The organism is Vibrio sp. 1580 (genome assembly GCF_033340055.1).
The window spans coordinates 325,221-341,353 of record NZ_JAWOVT010000003.1 but is presented as its reverse complement, the minus strand read 5'-3'; the positions used below and the strand labels follow the sequence as shown (position 1 = coordinate 341,353).

The window sequence follows — 16,133 nt, the reverse complement described above, 5'->3', positions numbered from 1 at the left end:
ATGCGATGTACGAACATTTGGTTGGTCTCGCAGTACAACACATCGTCACGGATGACGATCAATTAGTCTTTGATGCTTTAAAACACAATGATGTCCAACACGCATGCCAAGCAATTAGGGAAGCTCAATCAGGGGAAGTAGAATTCCAACACCTGACGTTGAGATTTGGTATGCGTGGAGAACAAAGTGTCTATCAATTCAAACTCTCTGAACAAATGCAGTACTGCCTGGATTTGTTCAGTCTTTACCTTGCACTAAGACAAACACAATTTCAGTTAGAAGCCTTTCATCACGACTTGATTAGTAATGTTGTCGTGCCGATTCGCGTGGATGCATTACTTTGGGAGCCTGGGGTTTATTTTCTCGAACAGACGATTCAATTCCACTCTTCTGCTTTTCAACATGTGATTCCTTCTCTTCAAGCTGATGAAACGTTATGTGATAGTGATAAAGTCGCCACACTCACCAAAAAGTTAAAAGAGAATGCATATTCACTTTGGTTTGAAGTCGCGACATCGCAAGTGAACTTCGAGCGCGTCGCAGACTTTAGTCCCGATATGATCAAATTGTCAGTCACACTAGAGGATAAAGAAGAAAGACACGCTTTCCTACCTATTGCTAAGTTCTTAAGAAAGCATAAATATACTTGGGTTGCCGGACGTGTAGCGAGTCAAACGGAACTTAACCGCTATCGTTTATTGGGTGCCAGTTATTATTTTGGTTATTTCAGCGATATCCCAACCTCTCTCTCCTTTCAGTCTTTTGATGAGGAATAGTTGAAACTCAACCATTTATATTTAAAACAGCACGATTTATTCGTGCTGTTTTTTTATTTATAACGGATAACCACAAGATCATTGGGTAATAGTTTCTTTAACTTAACTAAAAAATTTAGGCTTATATGATGATTTTCCCGGTTTTCATGGAATACAAATCACTAAAAATCATCAATTTTTATCTTTTTTAGAAATTTTTTAATTTTCAAATTAATCATTAAAGCCGACCGACCGCCTCTAGTTAGTGACAAGGGAATATCCCGAGGCCTGAAAGATATAGTGACTAACTAAGGAGACTAAGATGGCTTTATCAATGCACACTAACTACGCTTCGCTTGTAACTCAAAACACAATGAACACAACAAGCGGACTTCTAAACACAGCAATGGAACGTCTAAGCACAGGCTACCGTGTGAACTCAGCTGCTGATGACGCTGCTGGTCTTCAAATTGCTAACCGTCTAGAAGCGCAAACACGCGGCATGTCAGTAGCAATGCGTAACGCACAAGACGGCATCTCTATGATGCAAACTGCTGAAGGTGCGATGGATGAAATGACAAACATCGTTTACCGTATGAACGACCTTGCTACACAATCGTTGAACGGTTCAAACAGTGCAACAGACCGTGCGTCTCTTAACAAAGAGTTCACACAGCTTACTGCAGAACTAAACAACATCGTAGACAACACTAAGTTCGGTGGTCAAAACCTTCTTAAAGGCGGCGGCTTCGGTGCAGGTGACGTAACATTCCAAATCGGTGCATCTTCTGCTGAAACATTGACTGTAAGCGCAAGCGCAGGTATCGGTGAAATCACTACTATTCTTGCTGATGCAGCAATTACAGATGGTATCGATGACGCGACTAAAGCAAAAGCAGCACTAGACAAAATCAGCGGCGCTGACGGTCTAGTAGAAAAAATTGGTAGCTCTCGTGCAGACTTCGGTGCGAACATCAACCGTCTTGAGCACACTATGGCTAACCTTGGTAACATGGTAGAAAACGTTACAGCATCTAAAGGTCGTATCATGGATACAGACTTTGCAGTAGAGTCTTCAAACATGACTAAGAACCAAATGTTGATGCAAGCAGGTACAACTGTTCTGTCTCAAACTAACCAGCTTCCAAGCATGGCAATGTCACTACTACGCTAATTACTTAGTTAATAGTGCGCTTAATTTAAATCGTCTTAATTATAAAGCCTTCCTATGGAAGGCTTTATTTTTATCTACGAATATAAATAGAGCTCGTATTATCTTTGTGAGATTCAGGCACTCTGAATCCGAATTTCAACATAATATTAAATAAAACCTTATTAAACAGTTCTAATTCTATCGTCTCTAATTTGCTTCCTATTTTACTATCTCTAAGTTCAGGAAAATTGAACTTAGCTTCCTTTAAGATACTAGCTATCTCATCAGAATTGATGCTCTGTTTACTTAATAGTTTTTTGTTAATGAACTCTTCATATGCACGAGCACACTTCATCAATCGTAACGCAAATTCATTCATAACTGACATTCTTTGAAACGTAAAAAATTTAATTTTTAGTGAGAACACTTGCACGTCACACTATCAAAAATAATATCAAAACGTAATTAATTTACTCTGTAAGAATTATCTGAATCAAGCTGAAGTAAAGGCTGAATATAACGTCTAATTAAAACATCTCTCCTAATTAGAACCGTCAATACAATTAAATATTTTCTTTGTTTAGGTCGCCTTTTCTTATAAGGAAATTACTTTTTCCATGGAGGAAGGCGGAACAAACAAGGTGGAAACACCACTTCCTCCCAAGAAAACAAAATAGCTTTAAACCTTTGTTTTAATTGAATTTAATATACGGCACGTATCTTGCCACTGATAATTAAACTAAGGCGTAGCATTCAAAGTATTCAAGCCAATAAGAGATGAGAGGAGCACACCTCATGAGTTCTTTAGACCCAGTAAAAATGGCAACCCAATTCGCACAATTGGACACAAACCCATTCAAAAACCGTTACCAAGCGCAAGCTAATGTGTACCAGTCACAACTGTCAGCTTTTAATAAAGTTGAAAGCGCACTACGTGATTTTCGTACTGCAATGAAAGAGATGAATAACAGCACAAACAGCATCATCAAAAACAGTGCGACACTCTCTCAAGAAGGTAACTTTACTGCAAACGCGGATGCTAAAGCGCTAACGGGTAACTATCAGATTTTTGTAGAAAAAGTGGCAACGGCGCATCAAGTATCTACAGGTATGCCTGCAGACCTTGAGGCAACGACAGAAGTACCAACAACTGGATCTTTAGAATTCACCATCAACGGTGAAACAATGACTCTAGACTTGTCCTCCGTTGATGTTAATGGTGACGGCACTGCAACGATCAGCGATTTAGCCAGTGCGATTAACAATCACACGGATAACCCTGGCGTTAACGCCACTCTAGTTCGCTCGAATGGTCAAACACACTTTATGCTATCGAGCACTGAGACTGGTGTCGAAAATAAGATCAACGTATCTGCATCGGGTACTGGCCAAGCGTGGTTTGAAGACGCCTTCACCAGCCTCAAGCAAATCAACGCTCCGCAAGATGCGGTTATGTGGCTAGGTGCAAAAGACTCAGGCCTGAAACTAACCAACGCAAGTAATACTTTTGAAGGTGTCATCGACGGTGTTGACATTACCGTATCTAAACCGCAAGCCGCGGGAGATTCGCCAATCGGTTTAAAAATTGGAGCTGATAGCGAAGGCACTAAAGAACAACTAGATAAGTTTGTGGAAACCTACAATGCCCTTGTTTCGACTATCGATCAGTACACCCAAATTGGCGGTGAAGATCAGAAACGCGGCGTGCTCGCTAGCGACTCGACATTGCGTTCTATTGAGAGTCAGTTAACGGGGTTAATCCGAGGTGAACACAATGGTATGCGCCTAAGCGAAATCGGCGTGAGCCTAGACCGCAACGGTAAAATGAAAGTTGATCAAGAAAAGTTCAAAGAAGCTCAACAAACAAACAGCGCAGGCTTAGAGGCGTTGTTTAATGGGGATGACGCTTTGCTAGATTCTCTTGACGCGATGGTAGAGCCTTTCTTGAAGTTCTCATCAGGTACCTTCAGCACGCGTAAAGACGCAATACAGTCAAGCTTAGACCGAATCAAAGATAAACAAACCAATTTAGAGCGTAAGTACGAAATGTCGTACAACCGCTATCTCAAACAATTCACTCAAATGAATTCAATTATGACCCAAATGAACCAAACCATGTCCATGTTTAATGCTCAAAAATAAGACATTTGGTTCCAAATTTAGGAGAAATATTCATGCTTATGGATTCTGGTTACGATTCGTACCAACAAGTCGATCTCGACGCTCAAGCGGCAGCAGCAAATCCACACCAATTAGTCATCATGTTAATCGATGGCCTACTCGATGAAGTTGAACGTATTCGCGGCCACCTAGCCGCAAATCGTTTGGCCGAGAAAGGGAATGGAATCAACAAATGCATGAACATCTTGATTGGACTAACAAGTGCTCTAGATGATGAAAACGGCGGTGAAATTGCGGAAAACCTACGCCAGCTTTATGACTTCTGCCAAGTCGAACTTTATTACGCTAGCGTGCAAAACGATGCAAATCGCTTGGTTAACGTTGAGCGTGTAATGGGTAACATTCGTGAAGGTTGGATGAATTTTGGACAACAAGCATAAAGTATCGCCAGAGCGATTCCGTCATTTATCTCAGCTCATCCAGTTCGCCGCAAAAACGGCCGATTGGCATGCGCTCAAGCGGTACGACTTGCAGTTGCGAGAGCTTTTGATCAGTCACAAGCCTTTTTTGAAAGATCCTAAGCTTGCACCTGAAATCCAGCGAGCGAAAACAGTGCACGCTAATGCCTTCGCAGTATTAGAGAAGTCGACCAACGAGTTGAAAAAAGAGATGAACATGGTCAATGACCATCAAGAACGCGCTATGGCCTATCAATTAGCAATGACCATGGAGCTAACTCAATGATCATACCTTCTTCAACTCAGCACTCGGGTAATTCGCCAGCTAACAATGAGGGTCACATCAAGCAAGCGAACTCGGTACACGGCTTTTCTCATGGTTTTAAATCAGGGAACAAGCAGAATGGTGAGCAAGACTTTAACTCTGCGTCAGCGGTACCGAGTTTTCACCTTACGGCCTCTACTTTGAACAACGCAAACAAAGTACAAAGTCATGGTTTTGATACTGATGACCGCTCAGCTTCAGATCCGGATGCCAACTTGACCAGTACACCAGGGTTAACAGAATCGACTGATCTTGCAGCGCAAGCTCAAGCTTTAACCCAGGGTATGATTACCATGGCAGAGAAGCAGGCTGAGAAACTAGGAAAAGCGTCATCTTTAATGACTGCGAGCGAAGTTAAGTCTGTTACTCAAGATTCGTCTAACGCTATGTTAAACACATCATCAAAACAAGATGTGAAGCAAAGTCTGCCGACTTCATCGAGTTCGCGTTTGCCTATCTCCGGTGCTGAGTTTCAAACTCTTTTGAATCAACCTGTTCAAGGGCAACCAACCGCATCTCTACTTCAAGCACAAGCTCCTACAACACAATCTGCACATTCACCGGTTGCGACGAGTCATGTTCAAGCTCAAGGCTCTGAGTGGGCAGCGGTGCGTGTTGATACCACTGCCGGAAAGTGGGGGGAGCAAATGATGCAAGTATTACATGATCGCGTGACGCTCCAAGCTCAACAAAATGTACAAGAAGCAAAAATCCGCCTAGACCCACCAGACTTAGGGAAATTGGATTTACTTGTACGTGTTGAAGGTGACCGATTGAGTGTCCACATCAACGCCAATGCCGCAGCAACACGAGAAGCTTTAATGCAAGTTTCGGAACGATTGCGTACTGAGTTACAAGAGCAAAACTTCGTTCATGTCGATGTCAATGTTGGCTCTGATCAAAACCAAGGTCGAAATGACCCACATGCAAACGAAGAAGACGCCAATATTTTCGCCGCACGAGAATCTGGTGCATTCCAAACCACGACAACAACTAACTATTCAGAACACTGGCTAAGCACTCAAGCTTAGTAAATCTTCGAGGAAAAAGGTTATGACCAAACAACAAATGATCGCCCTGTTTATCGCCATGATCATCACCAGTGCCCTCGTTTCGGCCGTCACAATTATGGGCGGAATCTGGTACTTAAACAAACACGCTCAAGAGTCACCTGACTCTGGTTCACTGATCGAAGACTCTCCACTGTCTTTTTTGGTCACAGAACAACCGACAAGTAAAGGTCCTAGCTTCCATCCTTTGGACAAAGTCGTTTTGACCGTTAAAGGCAAGAAACAGACTCACTTTGTGATGCTAGAACTGGCAATTGAGACACGCCGTCCAGAGCGTATCAAAGAGATCGATGAATACATGCCTATGGTACAAAACTCTCTATTAAAACTGTTTAGCGACAAAACGTTTGATCAGTTACAGCAAGCGGGTGCCATCGATATTCTGCAAGACGAAGTGAAGCAAACGCTTCTACTCGCTTTTGCCAAAACAGACATCGTCCGAGAAATCGACGATGTTTTGTTGACTAAATATGTTGTGCAATAACGGAGCACAACCATGTTAGACATGAATGTACAAGACACTTACACCACAGAAGAGGAAGTGACAACACCGTCACGACCAATTGATGAAAACGCATTGCTACAACGTCATCAGGTCATGGTAAAACGCGTAGTTAACCAGCTGCGCGTTCATGCCACTTCTCACTGTAGTATTGAAGATATGCAGCAGATAGGCCTTATCGCTCTAGTCGAGGCTGGACGCCGATATGGCGATGTTGACGATCCTCACTTTCCTGCTTTCGCCGTTTGTCGAGTTCGGGGAGCTATTTTAGACGAATTACGCCGACTAGATTGGCGTTCACGTAAGACTCGTCAACAAGCCCACGAGCTCAACGACGTGACTCGAGATCTCACTCGAACGTTAGGTCGAATGCCAACGGATGCCGAAATCATCCAGGCTTTAGGGACGAATGAGCAAGATTATTACAACCGCCAAAATGCCGCTCTCGCAGGCGAGATGCAAAGCCTTGACCAACTGATGGAGAGCAGCGGTGATAGCTACATTGGCGGGCAATACGATGGCATGGAACATGAACATATTCGTCGTAGTTTAGACAGTGCTTTGGGTAAGTTACCTAAGCGCGATCAACTGCTCCTGACTCTGTTCTATCAACATGAACTCAACTTACACGAAATAGCTCTGGTATTGGATCTGACACCACCTCGTATATGTCAGCTTCACAAACAAGCGCTGAAACAACTCAACCAATTAATGTCCTCTTAGGAGTCACAAGATGCAAAAGTTTTTTGGAGTGCTCACTATCCTGGTGTGCGTCTTCGGTGGATATATGTGGGCCGGTGGTAGCTTAGGTGCTATCTGGCAGCCAGCCGAATTCCTTATCATTATTGGCGCCGCTGCTGGTTCTCTGATCATCGGTAATCCGCCTCATGTACTGAAAGAAATGCGTCGCCAAGTGCCAGCGACCATTAAAGGTCCAACAGAAGAGCATGAGTACTACATGGAATTAATGGCACTACTCAACAACTTGCTAGAGACAGCGAGAAACCGCGGATACAAGTTTCTGGATTCTCATATTGAGGCTCCGGAGCAAAGCTCTATGTTCCTCGCTTACCCGACGATCGCAGAAGATCATCGCCTAATTTCTTTCATTACTGACAATTTACGTTTAATGGCAATGGGACAGATGTCGCCTCATGAATTAGAGGGACTGCTAGAGCAAGAAATCGAAGCAATACAGAACGAAATGCTTTTACCTTCACGCTCACTACAGCGTACAGCAGAAGCACTACCTGGCTTCGGTATTCTTGCAGCAGTTGGTGGCATCATTATCACCATGCAAGCTATTGATGGCTCAATCGCTATGATTGGTTATCACGTTGCGGCAGCTCTCGTTGGTACATTCATTGGTATTTTCGGTTGTTACTGTGGCTTAGATCCACTAAGTAACGCCATGGCTCAGCGAGTAAAACGTAATATGACTGCTTTTGAGTGCGTTCGTGCAACCTTGGTTGCCTACGTAGCGAAAAAGCCGACATTGCTCGCCATTGACGCTGGTCGTAAACATATTCAGCTAGACATCAAACCAACATTCAACCAAATGGAGAAGTGGTTAGCTGAACAGGAGGGATAATGCAAAAACAAGAGCATGTAGTGTTCAAACGTGCCAAAGTATACAGCCATGATGAGTCGTCTCATGGCGGCGCGTGGAAAGTCGCGTTTGCTGACTTCATGATCGCCCTAATGGCGCTGTTTCTTGTACTTTGGGTTATGCAGGTGGTAGACAAAGAAGAGCGTAAAGCGATTGTTGCCCACTTGCATAGTTCAAGCGTATTCGATAAGAGTTACGGCAACCCATTTGATACGTCACAAAGTATTTCTCCTATCGACTTGGCACAGGACTCTTCTGTGCCAAGTAAACACAACTCCAACCATGTAGTAAGCTCTTACTTTAAAGGTGATGGGGATGGACCAGAAATTGATTCTTTGATTCCTGGTAACTTCGATACTCAAGAGCAACTTGCCGCACTAGCGAAAGTAATTGAGCAAATGACTGCCCAAATTAATGCGCAGGGAAATGTAAACGTCACGGTGACACCACAAGGTTTGCGTATCGTCCTTCAAGATGATTACAAACAGCATATGTTCAGCCGTGGTGGTGCAGAACTTACTCCTTTTTTTGAAGATTTACTGCTCGCACTAGCACCTGTATTTCATCGTGTTAACAACCCTCTGATCATCAGCGGACACACAGATGCAATTCCATTTAAAAAGCGTTTTGGTCGTCAATCTAACTGGGCGTTATCAGCCTCTCGAGCAGACGTAGCAAGAAATACGTTAGTTGAAGGCGGTATGCCGGACGATAGAGTAATGCAGGTAACGGGTATGTCAGATAGAGCGCTGCTTAATCCTGATGAGCCAGATTCTAGCGAAAACCGTCGTATTGAGCTGTTTGTTTTAACGACTCCTGCCGCTAAAGTGCTTGAGACCCTTTTTGGCAACCACCAAGAAAGTGAACTGCAAAAAGCGAAAGATAAGGCTGAATTTAACCAACCAGTCATTCGTCAAGAAGTCATCAATTACTCCGGCGATACCGCCACCAGCGAAGTAAAAATTCAAGAATTATAATCTTAAAAGGTCACCACTCTGATGGTGACCTCTCTAACCAAAGCCTCTGTTACTGTGACTTTTTAGTTGAGTTCTATATGCACATAACATCATCCGAAAAAAGAAAAAGCGACTTACTGAAGAAAGCCTTTTTATGGCTCATTGTCTTCGATTACCTTTTATTGGCGTTTTTCTTAACTCAGCTATCAAGTATGACACTAAACAGCGGAACCATGATCAGCTTGTTACTTGTTGTTTATAACGTCTTACTTGTTTCGCTATGCTTTCAACGAACCAACAAGCAGGACTCTTACATTATCTACCCTGTTTTGTCCGCAACGTTATTAGCATTTGTCTGCTTTCTTTACTTCTTTTTTTTAATTTAGCTCCCCGACTCGACCATTGATTTTATTTTTACTGCTTTTTCGAAGTGGTCGAGCTGATGAGTCTGAATCCACCACGTAGCCGCTTCCATCAACAGCTCTGGGTCGTCATTTTTATTAGCGAAAAACGCATAAAATGAGAGACCAACCAATTCACCTTTACTCGCGATCTTTTTGTCACAGACCTCTATAATTTTGTCTCTCAGCGAAGCTCTCATTTCTAATCCCTTAACCTAGTACATACTCACTAACCATACGGTTGAAAGAAATCAAATCAAACGAGCCTTTAATTTCAAAACGCACTCTTCCCACCTCACTCATGAAGAACTCGATTTCACAATCCAAATCAAAAGTACCAGAGGTCTCGATAGAAAATGCATTGATCTTACTGTAAGGCAAAGAAGTGTAATCCACTTTTGAGCCGGTAATCCCTTGCACATTTGCCGCTATCACTCGCTTGTTCGTAAACACCACTTGGTCACGAACTGTTTTAAAAGCAGCGAAAATAGTCTCACCATCAATCAAGAACTTAAGGAAGTCTTCTCTGGCATTAGAAACGTCAATCGGCTTAAGCTTAAATACAGAGGAATTGTCGAAATCAATCATAATTAATCCTTTGAGTGGGCGTTAGAACGAATTATCAACGTATCAGATAGCACCACTTTTGCCTACTCGCAACGCACGTTTCTGCTTGATTCGCCCAACAACGAAGCGTCACTCACTTCCACCCTTGCATCCATTGCTCAGAGTCTTTTAGGTCTTGCCAGTTCATCTCTCGGTCGCGTTTACTCATGACTGCCTCGATGACACATCTCACAACGTTACCATCTTCATCTAGTTCCATTTCTGTCACGACAAAATGCTTCTCTTTGTTTTTAGGTGAAATTGCCGTCCATTTACTGTGCAATAGTTTCTTAGGGTGGATTCTGTTCATCGCATTGTACCAATTTAACTACCATGTTGATGTATACGACTGAATACCAAGAGAGAATCAGATTTTGTTTTTGCAAACCGACAAAAGATAAAACCGCAAAAGAGATCACTCCCTTTCGCGGCTCTAACTACAATCCGACTAGGTCTTCTGACCATTCAGTCGAGGGTTTAGGTACTGACTTTGTAGCAACTGTAACCCTTTACCGACCAGAACAATCACTATCGCTCCAATCAGGACAGGCGTGAAGAGAAAACTCCATCCCTGCCCAGACGCCATGATCAAAATTGGATTTGCACCCGCAGGTGGATGAGTGGTCTTCGTAATCAGCATCGCAGACACACCTAGCCCCGTCGCAATCGCGAGCGTGACCGGCGTGACGTCAACATACTGGCTAAACGCAATACCGATAGAGGCCGTGATGAAGTGACCAATGATCACGTTTTTGGGTTGAGCGAGAGGGCTGCTAGGCACCCCAAACACCAACACCGCCGTAGCACCAAATGGCGCCATGAGAAGTACTACCTCAGTAAGAGATACCTCGGCGTAAGACAACACACCAATAGCCAACGTAGCGCCAAGCCCGGCAACCAACGATAAAATTAAATTATTCATAAATACCTCAAAGTAGACCGAATTGTCTACAAAATAAAATAGACAAACCTGTCTACCTTTGTCAATATGTGTTTATGGAACTTTTTGAGGACGTAGTTATGAACAAAAAGAAACAGTTATTGATCGACACAGCTTTGTCACTGTTTTACAAACAAGGCATAAACTCTATTGGCATCAATGAAGTCCTCAATGTTTCCGGCGTGGCTAAACGCACGCTATATAACCATTTTGAGAGCAAAGAAGCACTTATCATCTCCGCATTAGAACAACGCCACGAAATATTTATGGAATGGTTGGAGGAAAAGCTTTCTTCAGCACAAACGTGCGCGGAAGTGATCGATCAGTTATTTACAGCACTCAACGGCTGGTTTCATGGCTCTGAAGAAAAGTTGGGCGAGTTTCGCGGTTGCTTTTTCATCAATACGTCCGCGGAATTCAGTGACGACAGTGGCGAGATCGCAACGTATTGCCGCTACCATAAGCAGCAAGTCAGAGAGCTAATTCAACGCTATCTCAAATCAGACAACGCTTCATTACTCGATGCCATTTGCTTCATGAAAGAGGGCGCGATCACTACCGCTTACATGACGAAAGAATACGACAACGTCACGAAGAAATGCGTGACCATTTTGCACAAGCTGTAATGCGGTCAGGTATAGTCATTCGCGAATTAAGTATTCAAACCAAAGGCACCTATCGGTGCCTTTTGTTTTACTTAGTGAGTGTACTTACAACTCGTGCTCGGTACGTGCGATGATGTCGTCTTGCGCGTCTGGTGATAGCGCGGTGAAAAACGCTGAGTAGCCTGCAACTCGCACGACAAGATCACGATATTGTTCAGGATTCTTCTTCGCAGCTAGCAAGGTCTCACGAGAGACGATGTTGTACTGCACGTGCCAACCTTTGTGGTGGTTGAAGAAGGTACGAATCAACATAGAAAGCTTGAGTTTATCCCCTTCAGACTCAACCGCTGCCGGGCTTAACTTCTGGTTAAGCAGCACGCCACCCAAGATCTTATTCGCTTGGATCTTACCCACTGAGTTATACACTGCGGTTGGACCTAAACGGTCTGAGCCAGACGACGGGCTTGCACCTTCTGCTAATGGCGTTTTCGCTTTACGACCGTCTGGCGTTGCCATGGTTGAAGCACCGAATGGGACGTTTGCCGAGATACTTGATGTACCTGCGTAGTAACCGCCACCAATTGGACCACGCCCATGACGCGTATTAACAAACTGCTCTAACTCATCAATGTACACTTGGTACGCGTCTGCCAGTAGTTGGTCTACTGCGTCATCATCGTTACCGTATTTTGGTGCAAAGTTGATAAGACGTTGGCGAAGTTGTTCGTTCTCCATTCCGTCGAAATCTTCAGCCAATGCTTTTGCTAGCTGTTGTTGTGAGATAAGGGGCTGGGTGATTTGCGCATCATCGAAAACGAGGTGCTTGATGGCAGCTAGGCTGTTACCCAAGTTCGCGATACCGACTTGCAAGCCAGATACCCAATCGTATTTCGCGCCACCTTCTTTCACGGTTTTACCGCGAGCTAAACAATCATCCACCAGCGTTGAACAGAAAATGTCTTGTGCCTGCTGTTCAAGCACGCTGTCGACGACTGTATCAATCTCAATCGATTTACGGGTGTAGTAGCGGATTTGCTCTGCCCAAGAAGCTGTCACTTGCTCAAAGTTCTCAAAGTTGCCTTTTGCTAATGACTTATCGTGTGGCAAGAAAGCTTTACCCGTTGTTGCATCCACACCTTCGTTCAATGAAGCGAGCAAGATACGAGCGAAGTTAATGAAGCTCATGCCTGTGCAACGGTAACCCCATTTGCCCGGAACCGCCGTCTCGATACAGCCGATAGATGCGTAGTTGTAAGCGTCTTCTTTCTCTACGCCAAGCTTGATGAATTCAGGAATGACAATCTCATCGTTGTTGAAAGCAGGCATGCCGAAGCCACATTTAATCACTTCAACACAGCCCATCAGGAATTCTTGGTTTAAGCCTTCATGGTAACGCACACTCAAGTTAGGTTGCGTCGAACGTAACTGACCACAAGATTCCAGAATCGCCCAAGAAAGGGGATTCACAGCGTCTTCAGGCTCACCCTTTTCATTCAACTTCTGACCGCCGATACACACGTTTTGGTACAGCGGAGAACCTGCGGAGGCTTTAGAGTGCGCACCAGAGCGAATCTTGTTAACTTCAAGCAGCTTCAACCAACAGCTTTGTAAAAGCTCTAATGCAAAGTCTTTCTCAATTGTGCCGTTTTCGATATCACGAACATAAAATTCGTTTAGGAACTGGTCCATACGACCGAAAGAAACCGAGTGACCATTCGATTCGATTTGTAGCATCAATTGAACGAAGTAGCTCAATTGCAGTGCTTGCCAGAAGTTTTCTGGTGCGTGGCTCGCGACATGACGACAGTTTGCCGCAATGCTTTCTAACTCAGCTTTGCGTAGCGGGCGCGTCTCTTCTAACGCCATTTTTGCCGCCAATTCAGAGTAGCTCACTATGTGGTCTTGAATCGCAAGCAGCACGATTTCGACCGACTTGTAGAACTGCTCTTTCTTCAAGCCTTCAAAGGTCGAAACATCATTGTTAACACGGTGCTGACGAACATCCTCTAACAAACCGTTCATGCCTAGCTTCAAGATTTTTTCGTTATCCACCGCAAGGTGCGCGTCACCCGAAGTCATGTTGCCTTCAGCTTTAATGATGGTGCTGGCTAAGATTTCTTGCTGCTCATCAGTGAACAAGCCGTAACAACGGTCTTGAACGGTTTTACCACGCCAATACGGTGTGATGCTGTGAATGCTTTGCTTATCTTCTTCGGTAACGGCAAAGCCTGCACCTGGGCGGTCGGCTAGATCATCAATTTCCGCTTCAATCCAACGTACAGTGTATTCTGGGAAAATAGGTGCAGCGCGCACTTTGCTCGCTTGGTTACCGACGATCAACTCATCGTGTTTAATCCAAATAGTACGAGTGCGTAAATGCTCTTGCAGTGCTAGCGCACGTTGGACAATCACAGGTTTGTCTTCGTTTGCTTGATAAGCACGAGTGTATGCCTCTGCACGCTCGGTACAGACAGGTGGCGTTACGATATTTACCAGTGCCGATTTGTGCGCTTTGATACGCTCAGGAAGGTAATTCAGGTCCATAGTTAACCTCTTACAATCACGTTAAGTTGGGTGTTTTCGCTTGCGTATTGCATGGCGCTTTCTAGCAGTTCTGGTTTGTTTAATGGCTTGTCAGAACACTCGTAAGGCATATCGAGCAAACGGTATTTATTGATGCCGAGCGTGTGGTACGGCAGCAAGTGAAGTTCTTGGCAGCTCTCTAATGAAGCCGCAAAATCGATGATGTCTTTCAACTCTTCGATGGTGTCATTGAACCCCGGCACGACGGGAACACGAATCACAATGCGCTTCGCGATAGGTGCCAGTTTTCGGAAATTGTCTTTGATGCGTTTTAGTGAACCTTTCGCCCAGCTGAGAAACTTTTCTTCATCGGTGTGTTTTAAATCCGCCAACCAGCAATCAATATGCGGCGCGGCTTTTTCGACGTTCTTCCACGGCACATGCATACACGATTCAATAGCGGTAGAGACTTGGTTGTCATGCAGACGCTGTGCGAGTTCTGCCACCAAATCCGCTTGCATGAGTGGCTCACCACCGGAGAAGGTCACGCCACCTTGGCTTTGGTCGTAGAAAGGTTTGTCTTTCATTAAGGTGTCAAACAGCATGTCTGATTTTGCTTCGTCACCGCAGACGGTCAGTGCTTGCGTAGGACAGACGTTTCGCAGCGCGATCAGTTGGTCTTCTTTGATGGCTTTGCGATTGATGATGATCTGGTTGTCGATGCGTTGAATACCATCGCTCACCGTTTCACTACCCGCAGTAGATTGAGTTGTAGCTTGATAAGCAGAAACGCACAGCTGGCAATCTTCCATGCAGCTTCGCTGATCAAACAACAGTGAATGCTTTTCGCTGCGGCTTTCTGGGTTTTGACACCAAGGGCAAGACAAGCTGCATCCTTTAAGAAAAAGAATGGAACGAATGCCATCACCATCATGGGTAGAGAATCGTTGAATATTGAAATACATCTCTGCTTGCCTCTTGGTCTGTGCTACCGCTGTGTACCTAATTCGTTTCTTGCTGGTTAAGTCTTATCAGCGGCTTTTCTTTGTTCGAACTGAAAGCTTCATTTGAGCGTTTACAAGTTTCATTTAACTTTCATTTAATGAAATTATTATAGTTTCAAATGAAATTTCAATTGATCAAAGTCAAGATCTCGTTCGATTGTCAGATCTATAGTGATCCCATCATCAAAACGAAGATTTTGTTTAAGGTAGAAACCATGATTGAACTTTATTTAGATACTGCTGATGTGGCAGAAGTAAAACGCTTTAACCAGTGCCTACCGCTAAAAGGCGTGACGACAAACCCAAGCATTTTGGCGAAGTCAAAACAGGGACTGAATGAAACCCTAGCAGGCATGCAAGAAGCACTTGACGGTACACCTCGCTTTCACGCTCAAGTCGTGAGTTCAACCGTCGAAGGTATGCTGGCAGAAGCGCGCCAACTGAATGAATTGCCTTACGATATGGTGGTAAAAGTGCCAGCAACAGAAATTGGCTTAGCAGCAATTAAGCTAATGAAAAAAGAGGGAATTCAGGTTCTTGCCACCGCTATCTATTCAGCTCAACAAGGGTTCCTTGCAGCACTGTGCGGTGCAGACTATCTAGCACCTTACGTAAACCGCATTGATGCGATGAACGGCAACGGTGTTGAAGTGGTCGCGGATCTTCAATTACTGCTCGACCAGAACCAACTACCAGCAAAGATTTTGGCAGCCAGCTTCAAGAACACTCAACAAGCGATGGACGTGATGAAACTGGGTATCGAAGCCATTACATTACCAACCGATGTGGCGGCACAAATGTTCGCTCACCCAGCAGTCAAACCGGCGGTCGAACAGTTCGATAAAGACTGGAAAGAGACGTTTGGCGATAAACTTTCATTTGAAAGCTAATTAAAAGTAGCAGCTAGACGTCTCAATGAATAATAAAGGGAATCTTAACTCACCCTGTGCGTCGGTGAGTTTAAAATTCCCTTTTGTATTTCATATAAAGAGGTGAGGTTTACAGCAGTTCTCTATTAGTCAGTGACCAAAGGTACACGCGCTTGAGTAAACTGATTTTGAGCCTCTTACGAATACCTCGTTTGGAATTGCGGAGTCGGTTTGGT

20 protein-coding genes are annotated in these 16,133 nt (G+C 44.2%); 13 read left to right on the top strand and 7 right to left on the bottom strand.

Going from position 1 to position 16,133, the window contains the following annotated elements; all coding sequences use genetic code 11:
• Positions 1-5 precede the first annotated feature (5 nt).
• The gene (locus R7093_RS06835) at positions 6-776 is read left to right on the top strand and encodes an EAL domain-containing protein (protein WP_017633491.1); all 771 of its coding nucleotides are present in this window, start codon (positions 6-8) and stop codon (positions 774-776) included.
• A gap of 301 nt (positions 777-1,077) precedes the next feature.
• A complete protein-coding gene (lafA, locus tag R7093_RS06830) occupies positions 1,078-1,929 on the top strand; it encodes a lateral flagellin LafA (protein WP_005375019.1) in 852 nt (283 codons plus the stop codon).
• Between the two features lie 70 nt (positions 1,930-1,999).
• Here the strand turns inward: lafA and R7093_RS06825 are convergent, their stop codons facing one another.
• The gene (locus R7093_RS06825) at positions 2,000-2,287 is read right to left on the bottom strand and encodes a hypothetical protein (RefSeq protein ID WP_005375016.1); all 288 of its coding nucleotides are present in this window, start codon (positions 2,285-2,287) and stop codon (positions 2,000-2,002) included.
• 416 nt (positions 2,288-2,703) lie between these two features.
• On the opposite strand from R7093_RS06825, the gene fliD reads away from it, so the two are divergent.
• The 9 genes from fliD (at position 2,704) to R7093_RS06780 (ending at position 9,335) form a co-directional block, all read left to right on the top strand.
• Positions 2,704-4,050: a flagellar filament capping protein FliD gene (fliD, locus tag R7093_RS06820; RefSeq protein WP_017634433.1), complete on the top strand. Its 1,347-nt coding sequence runs from the start codon at positions 2,704-2,706 to the stop codon at positions 4,048-4,050.
• Positions 4,051-4,082: 32 nt separating this feature from the next.
• Entirely contained in the window at positions 4,083-4,469 is a 387-nt protein-coding gene (gene fliS, locus R7093_RS06815; RefSeq protein WP_005375014.1) for a flagellar export chaperone FliS, read from the top strand.
• Positions 4,453-4,773 carry a hypothetical protein gene (locus R7093_RS06810; protein WP_005375013.1) on the top strand — a complete coding sequence of 107 codons (321 nt, stop codon included), beginning with the start codon at positions 4,453-4,455 and terminating at the stop codon, positions 4,771-4,773. Before fliS ends, R7093_RS06810 begins: the two co-directional genes overlap by 17 nt.
• On the top strand, positions 4,770-5,843 hold the full coding sequence (locus R7093_RS06805; protein WP_017634432.1) for a flagellar hook-length control protein FliK: 1,074 nt from the start codon (positions 4,770-4,772) through the stop codon (positions 5,841-5,843). The genes R7093_RS06810 and R7093_RS06805 overlap by 4 nt, the downstream gene beginning before the upstream one ends.
• A gap of 22 nt (positions 5,844-5,865) precedes the next feature.
• Positions 5,866-6,366: a flagellar basal body-associated protein FliL gene (gene fliL, locus R7093_RS06800; protein ID WP_005375011.1), complete on the top strand. Its 501-nt coding sequence runs from the start codon at positions 5,866-5,868 to the stop codon at positions 6,364-6,366.
• A gap of 12 nt (positions 6,367-6,378) precedes the next feature.
• Positions 6,379-7,107 (top strand): FliA/WhiG family RNA polymerase sigma factor, encoded by a 729-nt coding sequence (locus R7093_RS06795; protein WP_005375008.1) that lies wholly within the window; start codon positions 6,379-6,381, stop codon positions 7,105-7,107.
• Between the two features lie 10 nt (positions 7,108-7,117).
• A complete protein-coding gene (motA, locus tag R7093_RS06790; protein WP_005375006.1) occupies positions 7,118-7,975 on the top strand; it encodes a flagellar motor stator protein MotA in 858 nt (285 codons plus the stop codon).
• Positions 7,975-8,970, top strand: coding sequence for a flagellar motor protein MotB (locus R7093_RS06785; RefSeq protein WP_005375003.1), 996 nt, complete (start codon positions 7,975-7,977; stop codon positions 8,968-8,970). Before motA ends, R7093_RS06785 begins: the two co-directional genes overlap by 1 nt.
• Positions 8,971-9,047: 77 nt before the next feature.
• Positions 9,048-9,335 carry a hypothetical protein gene (locus R7093_RS06780; RefSeq protein ID WP_005375002.1) on the top strand — a complete coding sequence of 96 codons (288 nt, stop codon included), beginning with the start codon at positions 9,048-9,050 and terminating at the stop codon, positions 9,333-9,335.
• On the opposite strand, the gene R7093_RS06775 is transcribed toward R7093_RS06780, so the two are convergent.
• The 4 genes from R7093_RS06775 to R7093_RS06760 all read right to left on the bottom strand — a co-directional run bounded on the left by R7093_RS06775 (position 9,332) and on the right by R7093_RS06760 (position 10,878).
• Entirely contained in the window at positions 9,332-9,550 is a 219-nt protein-coding gene (locus tag R7093_RS06775) for a DUF6500 family protein (protein WP_017634431.1), read from the bottom strand. The genes R7093_RS06780 and R7093_RS06775 overlap by 4 nt on opposite strands.
• Before the next feature lie 10 nt (positions 9,551-9,560).
• Positions 9,561-9,938 carry a PH domain-containing protein gene (locus R7093_RS06770; RefSeq protein WP_005386881.1) on the bottom strand — a complete coding sequence of 126 codons (378 nt, stop codon included), beginning with the start codon at positions 9,936-9,938 and terminating at the stop codon, positions 9,561-9,563.
• 112 nt (positions 9,939-10,050) lie between these two features.
• The gene (locus tag R7093_RS06765) at positions 10,051-10,266 is read right to left on the bottom strand and encodes a TIGR02450 family Trp-rich protein (RefSeq protein ID WP_005374999.1); all 216 of its coding nucleotides are present in this window, start codon (positions 10,264-10,266) and stop codon (positions 10,051-10,053) included.
• Positions 10,267-10,404: 138 nt separating this feature from the next.
• Positions 10,405-10,878, bottom strand: coding sequence for an HPP family protein (locus R7093_RS06760; RefSeq protein ID WP_017634430.1), 474 nt, complete (start codon positions 10,876-10,878; stop codon positions 10,405-10,407).
• 98 nt (positions 10,879-10,976) lie between these two features.
• On the opposite strand from R7093_RS06760, the gene R7093_RS06755 reads away from it, so the two are divergent.
• A complete protein-coding gene (locus tag R7093_RS06755) occupies positions 10,977-11,522 on the top strand; it encodes a TetR/AcrR family transcriptional regulator (protein WP_017634429.1) in 546 nt (181 codons plus the stop codon).
• Between the two features lie 84 nt (positions 11,523-11,606).
• Here R7093_RS06755 and R7093_RS06750 read toward each other — a convergent pair whose 3' ends face one another.
• Together R7093_RS06750 and R7093_RS06745 are read right to left on the bottom strand one after the other, a co-directional pair.
• Positions 11,607-14,045: a formate C-acetyltransferase/glycerol dehydratase family glycyl radical enzyme gene (locus R7093_RS06750; protein ID WP_047102382.1), complete on the bottom strand. Its 2,439-nt coding sequence runs from the start codon at positions 14,043-14,045 to the stop codon at positions 11,607-11,609.
• Positions 14,046-14,047: 2 nt separating this feature from the next.
• The gene (locus tag R7093_RS06745; RefSeq protein WP_047102383.1) at positions 14,048-14,989 is read right to left on the bottom strand and encodes a glycyl-radical enzyme activating protein; all 942 of its coding nucleotides are present in this window, start codon (positions 14,987-14,989) and stop codon (positions 14,048-14,050) included.
• Positions 14,990-15,243: 254 nt separating this feature from the next.
• Here R7093_RS06745 and R7093_RS06740 point away from each other — a divergent pair, with 254 nt between their 5' ends.
• On the top strand, positions 15,244-15,918 hold the full coding sequence (locus tag R7093_RS06740; RefSeq protein ID WP_047102522.1) for a fructose-6-phosphate aldolase: 675 nt from the start codon (positions 15,244-15,246) through the stop codon (positions 15,916-15,918).
• The last annotated feature ends 215 nt before the right edge of the window (positions 15,919-16,133 follow it).